This window comes from Micromonospora sp. HK10 (assembly GCF_000982955.1).
Classification (GTDB): Bacteria; Actinomycetota; Actinomycetes; order Mycobacteriales; family Micromonosporaceae; genus Micromonospora.
Genome location: NZ_KQ058900.1, coordinates 92,879 through 110,081, shown reverse-complemented (window position 1 = coordinate 110,081; position 17,203 = coordinate 92,879). Strand labels below are relative to the sequence as shown.

Genomic DNA, 17,203 nt, shown 5'->3' with positions numbered 1-17,203 from the left:
TCCCCACCCCGAAACCCCAAAAAGGACCGGCACCAATCGCCGCACCCCGGCGCTTCCCAGCGCCCCGAAACCACGTTCTGCCGCAAACAGCACCAACCAAAGGTGCCGCAGCCCGGGGCTTCGCAGCGCCCCGACACCACGACCTGCCGCAAACAGCACCAACGGAAGACACCGGTTGCCGCAGCCCGGGGCTTCCCAAGCGCCCCGATACCACGACCCGCCGCAAACAGCACCAACCACGACACCGGGTGCCGCAGCCCGGGACTTCCGAGCGCCCCGAAACCACGACCTGCCGCAAACAGCACCAACCAGGATGCGGGTTGCCGGATCGTGGCGGTCGGTCAGCGGCGCTCGATGGCCTCCCGCATGCGGCGGAACAGCGCGGCCGAGTCGTCGACGGACCGGTTCGGGAAGATCGCCATCACCACGCTGCCGTGGTCGGCCCAGCCGCACACCGCGAAGTCGCCACCGTCACCGTTGGTCGTACCGCACTTCATCACTCCGCCCAGCCGGCCGGCGTCCACCTCGCGCAGGCCGGTGACCTTGCCGGTCTCGTCCGCCATCAGCCCGAAGAGGCTGTCCAGGTCCCGCTCCGGCTGCCAGAGCAGGGTGGCGCCACCGAAGACCAGCACCGAACGCTTCGCGTCGGCCGGATCCGCGTACACGGTGCCGAAGCTGCGGTCCAGCTCGATGTCGGCGGCGAAGCCGTCACGCAGATAGTCCGCGGTGCTCCGGGCCCGGTCGCTGTCGTCCCGGTGCAACCCGGCCACCTCGGCCGGCGTGCTGAGCCGCGGATCCTTCTGCTGGAGCACCCGCCAGCCACCCACCCCGAGCGCCCCCAGCCCGGCCAGCCCGACCACCAGGACGGCGGCGAGGGCGATCCGGCGCCGGCGCGAGCCGCGGCCCGGCTCGGGCTCGTTCGCCGGGTCGCGGCGGCTCAGCTGGATCGGTTCGTCGGTCAGCTCGACGGGATCGGGACCGTCGTCGACCGGCCGCTCGGTCAGGTGCGCGTCGGACATGTCCGCCACCGTACGCGAACAGGAGGTGGCTCACGTCAGGTCTCCGAAAGCGCTCCGTAGACTTTCAGGGTGACCGAGAGACTGGATGCCCGACGCCCCGACGCCCCGACCCTTGCCGGCCAGTACCAGCCCGGCGAGGTAGAGCAGCGACGGTACGAGCAGTGGGTAGCCGCCGGGCACTTCCGGGCGTCGGCGGAGAGCGACAAGCCGCCCTTCACCATCGTCATCCCACCGCCGAACGTGACCGGCTCGCTGCACATGGGCCACGCGTTCGAGCACACCCTGATGGACGCGCTGAGCCGGCGCAAGCGGATGCAGGGCTACGAGGCGCTCTGGCTGCCCGGCATGGACCACGCCGGCATCGCCACCCAGAACCTGGTCGAGCGGCAACTCGCCGGCGAGGGCCTGTCCCGCCACGACCTGGGCCGGGAGAAGTTCGTCGAGCGGGTCTGGCAGTGGAAGGCCGAGTCCGGCGGCGCGATCCTCGGCCAGATGCGGCGCCTCGGTGACGCGGTCGACTGGGACCGGGAGCGCTTCACCATGGACGAGGGCCTGTCCCGGGCCGTGCAGACCATGTTCAAGAAGCTCTTCGACGACGGCCTGATCTACCGGGCCAACCGGATCATCAACTGGTGCCCGCGCTGCCTCACGGCGCTCTCAGACATTGAGGTGGAACACACCGACGACGAGGGGGAGCTGATCTCGATCCGCTACAGCGACGAGGTCGTGGTGGCCACCACCCGGGCCGAGACCATGCTCGGCGACACCGCGGTCGCGGTGCACCCGGACGACGAGCGTTACCGGCACCTCATCGGCACCGAGGTGGAGCTGCCGCTCACCGACCGGCGGATCCCGATCGTGGCCGACGAGCACGTCGACCCGAGCTTCGGCACCGGCATGGTCAAGGTGACCCCGGCGCACGACCCGAACGACTTCGAGATCGGCCAGCGGCACGACCTGCCGGCGCTGACGATCATGGACGAGCGGGGCATCATCACCGCGCCCGGTCCGTTCCAGGGCCTGGACCGGTACGAGGCCCGCCCGGCGATCGTCGCCGCGCTGCGCGAGCAGGGCCTGATCGTCGCCGAGAAGCGCCCGTACGTGCACGCGGTCGGGCACTGCTCGCGGTGCAAGACCACGGTCGAGCCGCGGCTGTCGCTGCAGTGGTTTGTCAACACCGCCCCGCTGGCCAAGGCCGCCGCCGACGCGGTGCGCGACGGGCGGGTGGCGATCGAGCCGGCCGAGCTGGCCAAGCGCTACTTCGCCTGGGTCGACAACATGCACGACTGGTGCATCTCCCGGCAGCTCTGGTGGGGCCACCGCATCCCGGTCTGGTACGGCCCGGACGGCGAGATCGTCTGCGTCGGCCCCGACGAGCAGCCGCCCACCGGCGAGGGCTGGCGGCAGGACGAGGACGTCCTGGACACCTGGTTCTCCAGCGGGCTGTGGCCGTTCTCCACCCTGGGCTGGCCGGAGCGCACCCCGGACCTGGCCAAGTTCTACCCGACCAGCGTGCTGGTCACCGGCTACGACATCCTCTTCTTCTGGGTCGCCCGGATGATGATGTTCGGCCTCTACGCGATGGACGGCGTGCAGCCCTTCGACGTGGTGGCCCTGCACGGCATGGTCCGCGACGAGCACGGCAAGAAGATGTCGAAGTCCTTCGGCAACGTGGTCGACCCGCTGGACTGGATCGACCGGTTCGGCGCCGACGCCACCCGGTTCACGCTGGCCCGGGGTGCCAACCCCGGCCAGGACGTCCCGGTCAGCGAGGAGTGGTGCCAGGGCTCCCGCAACTTCTGCAACAAGCTCTGGAACGCCACCCGGTTCGCGCTGCTCAACGGCGCGCACACCGATGGGCCGCTGCCGGCCGCGACCGAGCTGTCGACCGTCGACCGGTGGATCCTGTCCCGGCTGGCGCACGTCACCGCCGAGGTGGACGAGCAGTTCGAGGCGTACGAGTTCGCGAAGGTCTGCGATCTGCTCTACCACTTCGCCTGGGACGACGTCTGCGACTGGTACGTGGAGCTGAGCAAGCCGGTGCTCGCCGAGGGCGGGCCGGCCGCCGACGCCACCCGCCGGGTGCTCGGGCACGTGCTGGACCAGTTGCTGCGGCTGCTGCACCCGGTCATCCCGTTCGTCAGCGACGAGCTGTGGACCGCGCTCACCGGCGGGGAGACGGTGATGACGGCCGCGTGGCCGGCGGCCGACCGTACCCGGATCGACGACGCCGCGGAGGGCGAGGTCGGCACCCTGCAGCGGGTGGTGACCGAGATCCGGCGGTTCCGCTCCGACCAGGGGCTGCGCCCGACGCAGCGGGTGTCGGCCCGGCTGGACGGCCTGGCCGGCGCCGGCATCGCCGCGCACGAGCCGTTGATCCGTTCGCTGGTCCGCCTCGACGCGCCCGGCGACGACTTCCAGGCCAGCGCCACCCTCGCCATGCCCGGCGAGGTCAGCGTGGCGTTGGACACCCGGGGGTCGATCGACGTGGCCGCCGAGCGGGCCCGGCTCACCAAGGACCGGGCGGCCGCCGAGAAGGAGGCCGCGCAGGCGCGGGCGAAGCTGGACAACCCGGCGTTCGTCGGCAAGGCCCCCGAGCCGGTGGTCGCGAAGATCCGCGAGCGGCTGGCGGTGGCCGAGGCGGACCTGATCCGGATCGACGCCGCCCTGGCGGCGCTGCCCTCGTGAGCGCCAGCAGAGAGCCGGTGCTGCGGGCCCCGCAGTCGCGAACGAAGGGTGGCTCCGCATGACCGACCGCACCGGATTCGCCGAGGTGGAAGCCGCGCTCAACGCGCGCGGCTTCACCCGGATCCGCTTCGAGCTGGAGAAGATCGAGAGCTTGCTCGACCTGCTCGGCAGCCCGCAGCGGGCGTACCCGTCCATCCACCTCACCGGCACCAACGGCAAGACCTCGACGGCCCGGATGATCGACTCGCTGCTGCGGGCGTTCGGGCTGCACACCGGCCGCTACACCAGCCCGCACCTGGAGACCGTGCGCGAGCGGATCAGCCTGGACGGTGAGCCGGTCAGCGAGGACCGCTTCGTCGCCACGTACCGCGAGATCGCGCCGCTCGCCGAGCTGGTCGACCAGCGGTTCGACGAGCCGCTGACCTACTTCGACCTGACCACCGCGCTGGCGTTCGCCACGTTCGCCGACGCGCCCGTCGACGTCGCCGTGGTGGAGGTCGGGCTCGGTGGTGCGGAGGACGCCACCAACGTGATCCAGGCCGGCGTCGCGGTGATCACCCCGATCGGGCTGGACCACACCGAGTGGCTCGGCGACACGATCGAGGACATCGCGCTGCACAAGGCGGGCATCATCCACCCCGGCGCCACCGTGATCGCGGCGGCGCAGGAGGAGGAGGCGGCCCGCCCGATCCTGGAGCGCTGCGCCGAGGTCAACGCCACCGTGGCCCGGGAGGGCGCCGAGTTCGGCGTGCTGCGCCGCGCGGTCGCGGTCGGCGGCCAGGTGCTGACGATCCAGGGCCTCGGCGGGGTGTACGAGGAGATCTTCATCCCGCTGCACGGCGCACACCAGGCGCAGAACGCGGCCGTGGCGCTGGCCGCCGTGGAGGCGTTCCTCGGCGCGGGGGCCCGCCGGCAGCTGGACATCGAGGCGGTCCGGGAGGGCTTCGCCGCGACCAGTTCGCCGGGGCGGCTGGAGAAGGTGCGTACCGCGCCGACGATCCTGCTCGACGGCGCGCACAACCCGCACGGGATGGCCGCCACGGTCACCGCGCTTCAGGAGGAGTTCGCGTTCAGCAAGCTGGTCGGGGTGCTCGCCGTGCTCGGCGACAAGGACGCGGCCAGCCTGCTGGAGCTGCTGGAGCCGGTACTCGACTCCATCGTGGTCACCCGGAACAGCTCGCCCCGGGCGATGGCCGTCGAGGAACTGGCCGAGCTGGCCCGGGAGATCTTCGGGCCGGAACGGGTGGAGGTCACCGAGGAGATGCCGGACGCGATCGAAGCCGCGGTCGCCGAGGCCGAGTCGGACGTGCCGGGCGAGCTGGCCGGGGTGGGCGTCCTGATCACCGGATCGGTGGTGACCGTGGCCGACGCCCGCCGGCTGCTCAAGCGATGACCGGCCCCGCGGAGGACCGGCCGGTGACCGAGGGAAACCGGCCGCCGGCCCCGACCGGTGACCGCGCGGCAGCGGCCGGTGGGCCGGCGGAAGAGGCCGGGGCCCGTGGGCCGGCGGAAGAGGCCGGGGCCGGTGGGCCGTCGGGTGCCGCCGGGGCAGGTGGGCCGGCGGACGAGGCCGACGCGGGCGTCCCGGCTGGGGCGGGGGAGCGGCGGTCCGGGCTGCGGGACCCGGTGAAGGCCGTCCGCGGGCTCGGGGCCGGCACGCTCGCGCTCGAGGCGCTGGTGCTGGTGCTCGCCATCCAGCCGATCCGGGTCGTCGGCGGCGACCTGGGCGGCCCGGCCATCGCGGTGATCGTCACCCTGGCGGTGGCCTGCGTGCTGCTCGCCGGTCAGATGAAGCGCCGCTGGGCCTGGCATGCCGGCACGGTCCTGCAGGGCCTGCTGATGCTCGCCGGGCTGCTGCACTGGTCGCTGTTCGTGCTGGGCGTGACGTTCGCCCTGGTGTGGGCGTACGCGCTGCACGTGCGGCGGGTCATCCTCGGCTGAGCGGCCCGCGACGCCGCCGACCGATCAGGCGTCGGTGAGGCTGCGCCACTGGGTGAGGGCCACCCCGTGCCCGTCCGGGTCCTTGAAGGCGGCCGCCCACACCTCCAGCCGGCTGCCCCGGTTGACCACCCGGGGGGGGTACGTGAACCGGACCCCGGACCCGCGCAGCCGCTCGTACGCGGCCTGGATGTCGGCGACCTCCAGGTTGACGTGGACCAGCCGGCGGCTGATCGGGGCGGCCCCGGTCACCTGGCGCAGCACGAGCCGGGTCGGTCCGGAGACGAGAACGGCGTTGCCGGCGCCCCGATCGAGCTCGGCGAAGCCCAGCTCCCGGTAGAAGTCGAGGGACCGGTCCAGGTCGGTGACGAGCAGGGTGATCCCGACCCCGCTGATCGGGTTGTCCGCCTCGGCGGCGGGCGCGTCGGCGGGCGGGTCGGCGGCCGGCCCGAAGATGGCCTCGTCCAGCTCCTCGGCGGTGGGGCCGGCCTCCGGCCCCGGCTCGTCGAGCGGTAGGTCGATCGGTTCGAAACCCTCCTCGGCCGGCGGGCGCGGCGCGGGGGTGGCCCGGCGGGGTAGCGGCCCGCCCGCCATCGGTCCGCCGGCTGTCGGCCCGCCCGCCATCGACCCGCCAGCCGCCGGCTCCACGACCTCGCCCTCGACGACCTTCGGTCCACCGGGACGCTGGTGCACCACCACCGGCTCGCGTTCCTCGCCCAGCAGCACGTCGTCCAGCCGCGGATCCGACGCGTCCCGGAAGTCCTCCCGGAAGTCGTCCCGGAAGTCGTCCTCCGGGCGGCGGCCGGCCCACGGCGGGGCCTCCTGCCCGATCAGCACCTCCTCCACCGGCTCCGGCCCGCCGTACTCGGGCGGCAGGTCGGCGAGGGTGGCGGCACTTTCCGTGTGGGTGGGCACCTCGTCCCAGAGGACCCGGACGTGGCGCTGGTCGTCCAGGGCGACCCGGATCGGCAGGGCCTGGCCGAGCGACGGCCACTTGGCGACCGGCACCCGCGGCTCGATGATCTTCTTCGACCGGGGCGGCAGCCCGGGCGCGTCGATGACCAGTTGCAGTTCGCAGCGGCCGAACGCGTACTGGGTGGGCGGTTCGGAGGCGCTGTGCACGTGCCCCAGCCCGACCACCCAGGTGCGCCCGCCGCCGCGCACCGTGGCCAGGGCGATCGCCAGGACCAGCAGCGCGACGCCGAGCGCGACGATCGCCCAGCTCGTCATGCCCAGCCCGAACAGCGTGATGAAGGTCGCCACGGTGCCCAGCACCACGCCGATCAGTTTCCGTACCGGCGCGATGGTTCGGTTCCCGCCATTCGCCACAGTGGACCTCCCAGGGGTTCCAGGGCCAGGCTAGGCCGGGGCGGCGACCAAGGGAAAGAGCAGCCGCCGTCCCGGCGCCGGGACCGGGTCGCTAGGCTGACCGTACCCAGCCGACGCCGCATCCGCGCACAGGAGGAACCCAGCGTGTCCAGCAGCAGCCCCGAGGAGCGCAGCCTCGTCCTCATCAAGCCCGACGCGGTCCGCCGCGGTCTGGTGGGCGAGATCCTCACCCGGTTCGAGCGCAAGGGGCTGCGGATCGACGCGATGGTCTCCCGGACGATGGACGGCGACTTCGCCGACCAGCACTACGCCGAGCACGTGGACAAGCCGTTCTACCCGCCGCTGAAGGCGTTCATGACCGGCGGCCCGCTGGTCGCCCTGGTGCTCTCCGGCGACCAGGTGATCGACGTGGTCCGCGCGATGATCGGCAGCACCGACGGTCGCAAGGCCGCCGCCGGCACCGTCCGCGGCGACTTCTCGCTGTCCAACCGGGAGAACCTGGTGCACGCCTCCGACTCGGTGGACAGCGCCAAGCGGGAGATCGCGCTCTGGTTCCCCGAGCTGGCCTGACCTCGCCGTCGACGGCCCCGGCCCGCACCGCGGGACCGGGGCCGTCGCGCGTGGTCAATCGGCGACCCGGGTCAGCTTGTCCGGGTTGCCGACCAGGTAGACGCCGGTGATCCGGCCGCGGTCGGCGGCGACGGCGAGGGTGTAGCGGGTCCCGTCCGGCCAGCGCAGCAGCAGCCCCGGGGCGCCGTTCAGCTCCACCGGCGCCGCCCCGACGTGCCGCTGACGGCGGCCGTAGATGCCGGCGAAGAAACGGGCGATCCGGTCCGCCCCGTACACCGGGTTGAGCGCCGCGCGGACCCGGCCGCCGCCGTCGCTCCACGCGGTGGCGTCGGCCGCGACCAGGTCGGTCAGCCGGGCCAGGTCGCCGTCGCGGGCCGCCGCGAGGAACGCGTCGAGCAGCCTGCGCTGCTCCGCCGGGCCCGCCGTGAAGCGCCGCCGCTCGTCGTGGATCCGGGCCACCGCCCGGTGGTGCAGCTGCCGGCAGTCCGCCACCGACCGGTCCAGCACGTCGGCGATCTCGGTGTACGGCAGCGCGAACGCGGTGTGCAGCACGTACACCGCGCGTTCCGGCGGGGTGAGCCGTTCCAGCAGGTGCAGCAGCGCGGTGGAGAGCGTTTCGCGCTGCTCGACGGTGTCCAGCGGCCCGAACGGCGACGGGTCGGTCGGCACCGGTTCGGGCAGCCACGGCCCGACGTACGTCTCCCGGGCGGCCTGCCGCGCGCGCAGCCGGTCCAGCGCCAGCCGGGTCACCACCCGGGACAGGTACCGGCGCGGCTCGGCGACCGCCGCCCGGTCCACGTCCAGCCAGCGCAGGTAGGCCTCCTGGAGCACGTCCTCGGCGTCGTGCAGGCTGCCCAGCATCCGGTAGGCGAGCCCGAGCAGCATCGGCCGGTGCGCGGTGAGCGCACCGGCCGCCTGTGCTGCCGCGGGTTGGGTCACACCTCGAGGGGCGGCTGGGTCTGGGTGCTCACGGAGATCCGGTTCCACACGTTGATTGTGGCGATCGCGACGACCAGGTCGGCGAGTTCCCGCTCCGACCACACCTTCGCCGCGGCGTCCCACACGTCGTCCGGCACGCCGTGCTCGCCGAGGCGGGTGACCGCGTCGGTCAGCGCCAGCGCGGTCCGCTCCCGCTCGTCGAAGAACGGCGCCTCCCGCCAGGCCGCCACCGCGAAGAGCCGGCGGCTGGTCTCGCCGGCCGCGAGGGCCTCCCGGCTGTGCATGTCCACGCAGAACGAGCAGCCGTTGAGCATCGACGCCCGCAGCTTCACCAGCTCCAGCACGGTGTGGTCGACGTTCGCCTGGACGTACTTCTCCAGGCCGAGCACCGCCTTGTACGCCTCCGGCACCGCCGCCGCCATGTTGATCCGACTCATCTCGGCCTCCCTCGGTTCGGTTTGCACCCGTACGACGGACGGCGGCGGTGCCGGCGTGACAGTAGGCCGTTGTGACGGTGGTCATGCCGCCGCTCGGCACCGCCGCTCCCGGCCGGCCACCCCGCCCCGGCGGCGGTTGACCGGGACGTCGTCGGCGGTGGCCGCCGAACCGGGCCGTCCCGTTCCCGGCCACCGGGCGGGGTCAGAGGGCCGGGTTGGAGGGCGGGGGTCAGAGGCAGGCCGGGATCAGAGGGCCGGGTTAGAGGGCGGGGGTCAGAGGGCGGGGGTCAGAGGGCGGGGTCAGAGGGCGTCCAGGGAGGCGCGGCGGCGGGACTCGGCCTCGAAGATCTTCAACAGGGCGGCGGCGAGCAGCGCGTAGCCGAGGCCGACGGCGGCCTCGGCGGCGAGGGCCGGGGCGGCCGCCGCGAGCCCCTCGCCGGCGGCCAGTTGGCGGGCGCCGCGGGCGGCGTGGGTGATCGGCAACGCCTCACCCACCGCGCGCATCCAGCCGGGCAGCCCGGCGGCGGGCACGTTCACACCGGTGAGCAGGAGCAGCAGCGCCACCGAGACGTTCGAGACCACCCAGACGTCCCGGAACCGCAGCCCCAGCGCGCCCAGGGTGAGCCCGAAGAACCCGCAGGCCAGGGCCGCCACCGCGAGGGCCAGCAGGAGCCCCGGCAGGGCCCGCACCGGCACCCGCAACCCGAGCAGCAGCGCGCCCACCGTCAGCGTGCTGGCCGCGATGAGCAGCCCGTTGCCGGCGTACGGGAGGACCCGGCCGAGGAAGACGGCGGTGCGGCTGCGCGGGGAGAGCAGCACGTGCCCCAGGGTGCCGAAGCGGCGCTCGTTGGCCACCGCCATGGTGCCGCCGAAGACGCAGGAGAGGGAGGCGGCGAGCACCGCGTTGCCGACGATGTAGAAGCGGTCGTCCGCGACGCCGAGCTGCCGGCCCAGGTAGGCGAAGAAGAGCAGCTGGAAGATCGGGCCGACCAGCAGCGAGCCGATGAACATCGAGGGGGTGGTCCAGTTGAACAGGGCCCGGTAGGCGATCACGCCGCCGGTGCCGATCAGCCGGAAGAGTGCCATCATCGTCCTCCTCAGGCCAGCGCCAGGGTCGCCGCGGCGCGGGCCCGGCGCTCCACATGGGTCATCATCAGGGCGCCCGCCACCAGGCAGCCGAGGCTGATCGCCAGACAGAGCCCGAGCGACGGCCAGACCGGGCCGCCGCTGGCCGCCTCCTGCACCGCCCGGGCGCCCCAGGTGGTGGGCAGCACCGCGGCGATCGGGCCCGTCCAGCCGGGCAGCACGGTCAACGGCACCAGCATCCCGGAGACCAGCCAGATCGGATATTCCAGCGTGTTGGCCAGCGCGTTGGCGTTGCGCAGCAGCACGAAGGTGGAGGCGAGCAGCAGACCGAACATGCCGAGGCCGAGCACACAACCGGGGACCGCGACCAGGAAGAGCAGCGGGTGCGCGAAATTCAGCGGCACACCGTAGAGCAGCCGACCCCAGAGCAGGGTGGCGAGCATGGCGTACGTGCCGGTGACCGCGGTGGCCAGGGTGATCGGCAGGATCATCAACGCCGGCGGCCGGGGCGCCAGCATGAGCATCTCCAGGGTGCCCTGCCAGCGTTGGTTCTGGATGGCGCCGCCGGAACCGAAGAGCACCGACGACCAGACCCCCATCAGCCCCGCGCCCACCGCGGCCTCCAGCAGCCGGCCGGGCTCGCCACCGGCGCGGAACAGGTAGACCGCGAGGGTCGCCTGCACCACCGGCACGATCAGCGCGGTGGCGATCTCGAACGGGGAGCGGGTGAGCTGCTTGGTGTGCAGCAGCAGGCCCACCGCGATCATGCGCAGCAGCCTCACCCGCCCACCGCCTCGAGCGGTCGGGTCGGTGCGTTGATCCGGTTGACGATCGCCACGTACGCGTCCTCCAGGGTCGGCTGGCGGGCGGTCACCCGGCCCAGCCGGACCCCGTCCAGCTCGCGCAGCACGGCCGCCTGCACGTCCACCCCCGCGTCGGACTGCACGGTCAGCACCTGGGTGGCCCCGGTGACCGTCACACTGGCCTCCCGGACGCCGGGCAGGGCGTGGATCGCCGCGAGCTGGGCGTCCGCCACCCCGTACGCCTCGACCTCCAGCACCTGCCGGCCGTCGGCGTGGTGCCGCAGCTCGGCGGGCGTACCCAGGGCCTGGATGGTGCCGTTGGCGATCACCGCGATCCGGTCGCAGAGCTCGTCCGCCTCGGCCATGTAGTGCGTGGTCAGCAGCACGGTGGTGCCGGTGGCGGCCAGGTCGGCGACGGTCCGGCGCAGCTCCCGGGCGGCCACCGGGTCCACCCCGATCGACGGCTCGTCGAGAAAGAGCACCCGCGGCCGGTGCAGCAGGCCCCGGGCGATGTGCAGCCGCTGCCGCATCCCCCGGGAGTAGCCCTCCACCCGCTCCTGCTCCCGGCCGGTCAACCGGACCAGGTCCAGCAGCTCGGCGATGCGTCGCTTCTGCTCCCGGGCGGGCACGCCGTACAGCTCGGCGAAGTAGCGCAGGTTGTCCCGGGCGGAGAGCCGGTCGTACAGGCCCCGGTCGCCGCCGAAGACGTAGCCGATCCGGCGGCGCACCTCCCGGGTCTGGGTGACCACGTCGTGACCGCACACCCGGGCGGTGCCGGCGGTCGGGATGAGCAGGGTGTTCAGCAGCTTGATCGTGGTGGTCTTCCCCGCGCCGTTCGGTCCGAGCAGGCCGAACAGCTCCCCGTTGCCGACCGTCAGGTCGACGCCGCGGACCGCCTCCACCTCCCGGCGCTGGGGTCGTAACCATCCGGTGCGGCTGCGGTAGGTGCGGCGCAGCCCGACCGCCTCGATCGCGTACCCGCTCATGCCGGCCCGCCGGCTCGCCGCGCGGGCTGGGGTCCGGCCGCGCCGAACCCGATGTTCCGCTCGCTCATGCCGGTGAATCTAGGGACGGCGGGTGGGGCGGGGAAACGAATTCGGCGCGGGCCGAATCCTCAGGCGGAGGCGGTGGCCGGGTCGGCCCCGATCAGCGTGACCAGGGCCACACCGGCCGGCTCCAGGCCGTACAGCACCCGCCGGCCCACCCGGCGCCGGTGCACCACCCCGGCCGCGAGCAGCGCGGCGAGGTGTTCCGAGACGGTGCTCGGGGCCAGGCCGAGGGTGGCGGCCAGGCCGGCGGTGGTGGCCGGCCGGGTCAGCGCCCGCAGCACCTGGGCCCGGCCCCGTCCGACCAGCACCGCCAGCCGGTCGGCGCCCGGGACGGCCGGTGCGGTGCCGGGCGCGGGCCGGTCGGCCAGCACCGCCGCGCCGCGCGCCTGGTAGGAGACGGCCACGATCTCCGGATGGTCGGTGGAGCAGTTCAACGCGCCCCGGGAGAAGATCAGCGGGACCAGTAGCAGCCGCTGGTTCACCGCCTGGAAGCTCTGCTCCAGCGGCTTGACCAGGGTGAGCACCGGACGCTCCCAGCGCACCCGGTCGTGCAGGTCGGAAAGGAGCGCGTCGGGGCCGTCGGCGGCGAGCGCGCGGGCCCGGTGCAGCACCTCCTCGTCCAGCGCCGCCCGCATCGCCGGCCACCAGGGTGCGATCGCCGCGTCCCAGTACGCCTGGATGCCGTCCGCGAGCCGGTCCAGCGCGGCCTGCCGGTCGGTGACGAACGGGCGCAGCCAGTCCGGCAGGTCCGCCGGGTCGTGGTAGCGGGGGATCTGCTCGGCGATCACCTCGGCCGGGGTACCCCGCAGCACGGCCAGCTCCTCGGCCAGCGTGGGGGTGGGCGACGGCGGGACCGGGGTGAGGAAATCCGGCGAGCGCGACTCGGCGGTGAGCACCTCGACCGGCCCGGTCGCCGGCACCTCGGCGAGCACCCGTCGGGCGTGCCGGGCCCAGTCGGTGTACGGCCAGGGTGCCTCGCCCGGGTGGCGGTGCAGCAGGTACAGGCTGGTCAGCACCTCCCAGAGCGGGCTGGTGGCGATCCGGGTGCGGGCCAGGGTGGGCTCGTCCAACTCGATCCGGATCACGCCGGCAGCCTAGCCGGGCGGTCGAGTACGCTGGATGGCACACAGGCGACGACCCGGCCATCACCGGCGAGCCTCCGGAAGAACAGCCGGGTGACCGGCCCAGTAGAACCGGACGGGACCGGCCCGTCACAGCCGGCCAACGAGCGGGCGGTCGCACCTCGGCCGCCAAGCGGGGTGGTACCGCGGGCCCGGCCCGGGACGCCGGTCACGGCGTACCGGATCAGGCTCGTCCTCGCAGACCCACGGACCGTGAGCTGCTGAGGAGAGAGCGACCCCGATGGCCTATCCGTTGCACGACCCGACCGCCGCCGGCGTCCCGGCGAGCCCGGACCTGCCCGCGGTCGAGCGCCGGGTCCTGGAGCACTGGACGGCCGACAAGACCTTCGAGGCCAGCGTCGAGGCCCGGCCGGCCGGCGACGACGGTAAGAACGAGTACGTCTTCTACGACGGCCCGCCGTTCGCCAACGGCCTCCCGCACTACGGCCACCTCTTCACCGGGTACGTGAAGGACGTGGTGCCGCGCTACCAGACCATGCGCGGCAAGCACGTCGAGCGGCGGTTCGGCTGGGACTGCCATGGGCTGCCCGCCGAGGTGGTCGCGGAGAAGCAGCTCGGCATCACCTCGAAGGCGGAGATCCTCGACCTCGGCGTGGCCCGGTTCAACGAGGCCTGCCGCACCTCGGTGTTGGAGTTCACCCAGGACTGGGAGCGGTACGTCAACCGGCAGGCCCGCTGGGTCGACTTCACCAACGACTACAAGACCCTCGACCTGGACTACATGGAAAGCGTCATGTGGGCCTTCCGGACCCTGCACGACAAGGGTCTGGTCTACGAGGGCTTCCGGGTGCTGGCGTACTGCTGGCGGTGTGAGACCCCGCTGTCGAACACCGAGACCCGGATGGACGACGTCTACAAGGACCGGCACGACCCGACGCTGTCGGTCTGGTTCGAGCTGACCGCCGACGAGTCCGCCCCGGAGGCGGTGCGGGGGCCGGTGCGGCTGGGCGTCTGGACCACCACGCCGTGGACCCTGCCGTCCAACCTGGCGCTCGCCGTCGGCCCGGACATCGAGTACGCGGTGCTGGCGCGCGACGCGGACCGGTACGTGGTCGGCGCCGCCCGGCTCGGCGCGTACGCCAAGGAGCTGGAGGGGTACGAGCAGGTCGGCACGGTGTACGGCCGGGACCTGGTCGGGCGCCGGTACCGCCCGCTCTACGACTTCCTCGTCGAGCAGGCCGGGCCGAACGCGTACCAGGTGCTCGGCGCGGACTTCGTCACCACCGAGGACGGCACCGGGATCGTCCACCTGGCCCCGGCCTTCGGCGAGGACGACCAGAACACCTGCAACGCGGCCGGCATCCCGACCATCGTCACGGTGGACGACCACACCCGGTTCACCGCGCTGGTCCCGCCGTACCAGGGCGAGCAGGTCTTCGACGTGAACAAGCCGGTGATCCGGGAGCTGAAGGAGCGGGGGGTGGTGCTCAAGCAGGACACCTACACCCACTCGTACCCGCACTGCTGGCGCTGCGACACCCCGCTGGTCTACAAGGCGGTCTCCTCCTGGTTCGTCGCGGTCACCCGGTTCAAGGACCGGATGGTCGAGCTGAACCAGCAGATCAACTGGACGCCCGGGCACATCAAGGACGGCTCGTTCGGCAAGTGGCTGGCCAACGCCCGGGACTGGTCGATCAGCCGGAACCGGTTCTGGGGCTCGCCGATCCCGGTGTGGAAGTCCGATGACCCGAACCACCCGCGGGTGGACGTGTACGGCTCGCTGGCCGAGATCGAGCGGGACTTCGGCGTACGCCTGACCGACCTGCACCGGCCGGCGGTGGACGAGCTGGTCCGGCCCAACCCGGACGACCCGACCGGGCGGTCGATGATGCGTCGGGTGCCGGAGGTGCTGGACTGCTGGTTCGAGTCCGGCTCGATGCCGTTCGCCCAGGTGCACTATCCGTTCGAGAACCGGGAGTGGTTCGAGCACCACTATCCGGGCGACTTCATCGTCGAGTACATCGGACAGACCCGCGGCTGGTTCTACACCATGCACGTGCTGGCCACCGCGCTGTTCGACCGGCCGGCGTTCCGCAACTGCCTCAGCCACGGCATCCTGCTCGGCTCCGACGGACGCAAGATGTCCAAGAGCCTGCGCAACTACCCGGACGTCTACCACGTCTTCGACTCGTACGGGTCGGACGCGATGCGCTGGATGCTGATGTCCTCGCCGGTGCTGCGCGGCGGCGACATGGCGGTGACGGAGACGCTGATCCGGGACGCGGTGCGGCAGGTGCTGCTGCCGCTCTGGAACGTCTGGTACTTCTTCTCGCTCTACGCCAACGCCGACGGCTACACCGCGAAGCGGCGGGTCGACTCCACCCACCTGCTCGACCGGTACGTGCTGGCCAAGACGAACGAGCTGGTGGCGACCGTCGGCGCGCAGATGGACGGGTACGACATCTCCGGCGCCTGCGCCACCGTCCGGTCCTTCCTGGACGCGCTGACCAACTGGTACGTGCGCCGCTCCCGGGACCGCTTCTGGGCGGGCGACGCGGACGCGTTCGACACGCTCTGGACGGTGCTGGAGACGCTCTGCCGGGTGGTGGCGCCGCTGGCGCCGCTGACCGCCGAGGAGATCTGGCGGGGCCTGACCGGTGAGCGGTCGGTGCACCTGACCGACTGGCCGTCGGCGGAGGAGTTCCCGGCCGACCACGAGCTGGTCGCCGCCATGGACAACGTGCGGGCGGTCGCCTCGGCGGCGCTGTCGCTGCGCAAGGCCAAGGGTCTGCGGGTGCGGCTGCCGCTGCCGAAGCTGACCGTGGCCTCGCCGGTCGCGGCCCAGTTGCGGCCCCTCGCCGACCTGGTCGCCGACGAGGTCAACGTGAAGGAGGTCGTCTTCTCCGACGAGGTGTCCGCGTACTGCCAGCAGGTGCTCACCGTGGTGCCCCGGGCGCTCGGGCCGAGGGTCGGCAAGGCGGTCCAGCAGGTGATCAAGGCGGTCAAGGCGGGGGAGTGGGAGCTGGTCGACGGCGCCCCGGTCGCCGCCGGGGTCACCCTCGCCGAGGGCGAGTACGAGCTACGCCTGGTCGCCGCCGACGCGGAGCACTCCGCGCCGCTGCCCGGCGGCGAGGGCGTGGTGGTGCTGGACACCGAGGTCACCCCGGAACTGGCCGCCGAAGGGCTGGCCCGGGACGTGGTCCGGGTGGTGCAGCAGGCCCGCCGCGACGCCGACCTGGACGTCTCGGACCGGATCGCGGTGGCGGTCTCGGCGTCGGAGGAGGTGCGCGCCGCGGTGGCCGCGTACACCGACTTCGTGGCCCGGGAGGTGCTGGCCGACACGATCGACTTCGCCGAGGGCGTCGAGGGTTTCCCCGGCGAGGTCGGCGAGGGCGAGCGGGTGACGGTGGCGGTCCGGCGGGTCTGAGGTGCGCGGCGGGGGCCCGCCCAGCCGGATCCGGCTGGGCGGGCCCCCGCCCGAGCGGATGGACTGCCGGCCACCCCATCGGTCGGAGGCGGTGGCGTCCGCTACCGTGACAGCGCCTGCTTCACGTTCGAACGCCGGAGGACCCGTGCCCCTGCTCTACACCATCGGCAAGCTCACCGTGGGGCCCACGGTGCGGCTGGCCTTCCGCCCTCACGTGGAGGGTCTGGAGCACATCCCGCCGACCGGCGGCGCGATCTTCGCGGGCAACCACCTCTCCGTCGCCGACGAGTTGCTGCTCGGCACGGTGGTGCCCCGCCACCTGGCCTTCTGGGCCAAGTCGGAGTACTTCACGGGCACCGGCGTGAAGGGGACCATCTCCAAGTTCGTGCTCACCGGGCTGGGCGCCATCCCGGTCGAGCGGGCCGGCGGCCGGGCTGCGCTGTCCGCGTTCGACGCGGCCATCCCGGTACTCAAGGCCGGTGACCTGGTCGCCGTCTACCCGGAGGGGACCCGCTCGCCGGACGGGCGGCTCTACCGGGGCCGGACCGGCACGGCCCGGCTCGCGCTGGCCGCCGGGGTGCCGGTCATCCCGGTCGGCGTGATCGGCACCGACAAGGCCCAGCCCATCGGGACGCGCGTCCCCCGGCCGGGCAAGGCCAAGATCACCATCAAGTTCGGCAAGCCGCTGGACTTCACCGGCCGGTCCGACGACCGGACGTCGCTGCGCCAGATGACCGACGAGCTGATGGCCGAGATCCAGCAGCTCACCGGCCAGGAGTACGTCCCGCGCTACGCGCCCCGGCGCGCCGAGGCCACCGGCGACCCCACCGCCTGAC

At 73.0% G+C, this 17,203-nt stretch carries 14 protein-coding genes; 6 read left to right on the top strand and 8 right to left on the bottom strand.

Annotation, left to right across the window (positions count from 1 at the left end; genetic code table 11):
* Positions 1-341: 341 nt before the first annotated feature.
* Positions 342-1,019: a hypothetical protein gene (locus LQ51_RS30345; protein WP_046571656.1), complete on the bottom strand. Its 678-nt coding sequence runs from the start codon at positions 1,017-1,019 to the stop codon at positions 342-344.
* 69 nt (positions 1,020-1,088) lie between these two features.
* Here LQ51_RS30345 and LQ51_RS30340 point away from each other — a divergent pair, with 69 nt between their 5' ends.
* Genes LQ51_RS30340 through LQ51_RS34680 form a run of 3 tightly spaced genes read left to right on the top strand, consistent with a single transcriptional unit; the run spans position 1,089 to position 5,648 of the window.
* Positions 1,089-3,707, top strand: coding sequence for a valine--tRNA ligase (locus tag LQ51_RS30340; protein WP_046571654.1), 2,619 nt, complete (start codon positions 1,089-1,091; stop codon positions 3,705-3,707).
* A 58-nt stretch (positions 3,708-3,765) separates the two neighbouring features.
* Positions 3,766-5,100 carry a bifunctional folylpolyglutamate synthase/dihydrofolate synthase gene (locus tag LQ51_RS30335; protein WP_046571653.1) on the top strand — a complete coding sequence of 445 codons (1,335 nt, stop codon included), beginning with the start codon at positions 3,766-3,768 and terminating at the stop codon, positions 5,098-5,100.
* A 23-nt stretch (positions 5,101-5,123) separates the two neighbouring features.
* Complete coding sequence (locus LQ51_RS34680) at positions 5,124-5,648, top strand: DUF4233 domain-containing protein (protein ID WP_046571701.1); 525 nt, start codon at positions 5,124-5,126, stop codon at positions 5,646-5,648.
* Positions 5,649-5,672: 24 nt separating this feature from the next.
* Here LQ51_RS34680 and LQ51_RS30325 read toward each other — a convergent pair whose 3' ends face one another.
* On the bottom strand, positions 5,673-6,974 hold the full coding sequence (locus LQ51_RS30325) for a VOC family protein (protein WP_046571650.1): 1,302 nt from the start codon (positions 6,972-6,974) through the stop codon (positions 5,673-5,675).
* Between the two features lie 144 nt (positions 6,975-7,118).
* Between LQ51_RS30325 and ndk the strand changes: the two genes are divergently transcribed.
* Positions 7,119-7,544, top strand: a complete 426-nt coding sequence (ndk, locus tag LQ51_RS30320; RefSeq protein ID WP_046571648.1) for a nucleoside-diphosphate kinase — start codon at positions 7,119-7,121, stop codon at positions 7,542-7,544.
* A 54-nt stretch (positions 7,545-7,598) separates the two neighbouring features.
* Here ndk and LQ51_RS30315 read toward each other — a convergent pair whose 3' ends face one another.
* The 6 genes from LQ51_RS30315 to LQ51_RS30290 form a co-directional block, all read right to left on the bottom strand.
* The gene (locus LQ51_RS30315; protein ID WP_231605940.1) at positions 7,599-8,483 is read right to left on the bottom strand and encodes an RNA polymerase sigma-70 factor; all 885 of its coding nucleotides are present in this window, start codon (positions 8,481-8,483) and stop codon (positions 7,599-7,601) included.
* Positions 8,480-8,920, bottom strand: coding sequence for a carboxymuconolactone decarboxylase family protein (locus LQ51_RS30310; protein WP_046571645.1), 441 nt, complete (start codon positions 8,918-8,920; stop codon positions 8,480-8,482). The genes LQ51_RS30315 and LQ51_RS30310 overlap by 4 nt, the downstream gene beginning before the upstream one ends.
* 300 nt (positions 8,921-9,220) lie before the next feature.
* The gene (locus tag LQ51_RS30305) at positions 9,221-10,006 is read right to left on the bottom strand and encodes an ABC transporter permease (RefSeq protein WP_082159732.1); all 786 of its coding nucleotides are present in this window, start codon (positions 10,004-10,006) and stop codon (positions 9,221-9,223) included.
* Between the two features lie 11 nt (positions 10,007-10,017).
* The gene (locus LQ51_RS30300; RefSeq protein ID WP_231605939.1) at positions 10,018-10,788 is read right to left on the bottom strand and encodes an ABC transporter permease; all 771 of its coding nucleotides are present in this window, start codon (positions 10,786-10,788) and stop codon (positions 10,018-10,020) included.
* Entirely contained in the window at positions 10,785-11,795 is a 1,011-nt protein-coding gene (locus LQ51_RS30295; protein ID WP_046571639.1) for an ABC transporter ATP-binding protein, read from the bottom strand. The genes LQ51_RS30300 and LQ51_RS30295 overlap by 4 nt, the downstream gene beginning before the upstream one ends.
* A 128-nt stretch (positions 11,796-11,923) precedes the next feature.
* Positions 11,924-12,943: an ArsR family transcriptional regulator gene (locus LQ51_RS30290; RefSeq protein ID WP_046571637.1), complete on the bottom strand. Its 1,020-nt coding sequence runs from the start codon at positions 12,941-12,943 to the stop codon at positions 11,924-11,926.
* Between the two features lie 277 nt (positions 12,944-13,220).
* Between LQ51_RS30290 and ileS the strand changes: the two genes are divergently transcribed.
* Together ileS and LQ51_RS30280 are read left to right on the top strand one after the other, a co-directional pair.
* Positions 13,221-16,367 (top strand): isoleucine--tRNA ligase, encoded by a 3,147-nt coding sequence (ileS, locus tag LQ51_RS30285; RefSeq protein WP_046571635.1) that lies wholly within the window; start codon positions 13,221-13,223, stop codon positions 16,365-16,367.
* Between the two features lie 145 nt (positions 16,368-16,512).
* Positions 16,513-17,202, top strand: a complete 690-nt coding sequence (locus LQ51_RS30280; RefSeq protein WP_046571633.1) for a lysophospholipid acyltransferase family protein — start codon at positions 16,513-16,515, stop codon at positions 17,200-17,202.
* Position 17,203: the final 1 nt, after the last annotated feature.

Excerpts from the sequence above, each read along its gene's own strand:
- LQ51_RS30345 (WP_046571656.1), bottom strand. The coding sequence starts at position 1,019 with ATGTCCGACGCGCACCTGACCGAGCGGCCGGTCGACGACGGTCCCGAT.
- LQ51_RS30335 (WP_046571653.1), top strand. The coding sequence starts at position 3,766 with ATGACCGACCGCACCGGATTCGCCGAGGTGGAAGCCGCGCTCAACGCG.
- LQ51_RS30310 (WP_046571645.1), bottom strand. The coding sequence starts at position 8,920 with ATGAGTCGGATCAACATGGCGGCGGCGGTGCCGGAGGCGTACAAGGCG.
- LQ51_RS30305 (WP_082159732.1), bottom strand. The coding sequence starts at position 10,006 with ATGGCACTCTTCCGGCTGATCGGCACCGGCGGCGTGATCGCCTACCGG.
- LQ51_RS30295 (WP_046571639.1), bottom strand. The coding sequence starts at position 11,795 with ATGAGCGGGTACGCGATCGAGGCGGTCGGGCTGCGCCGCACCTACCGC.
- ileS (WP_046571635.1), top strand. The coding sequence starts at position 13,221 with ATGGCCTATCCGTTGCACGACCCGACCGCCGCCGGCGTCCCGGCGAGC.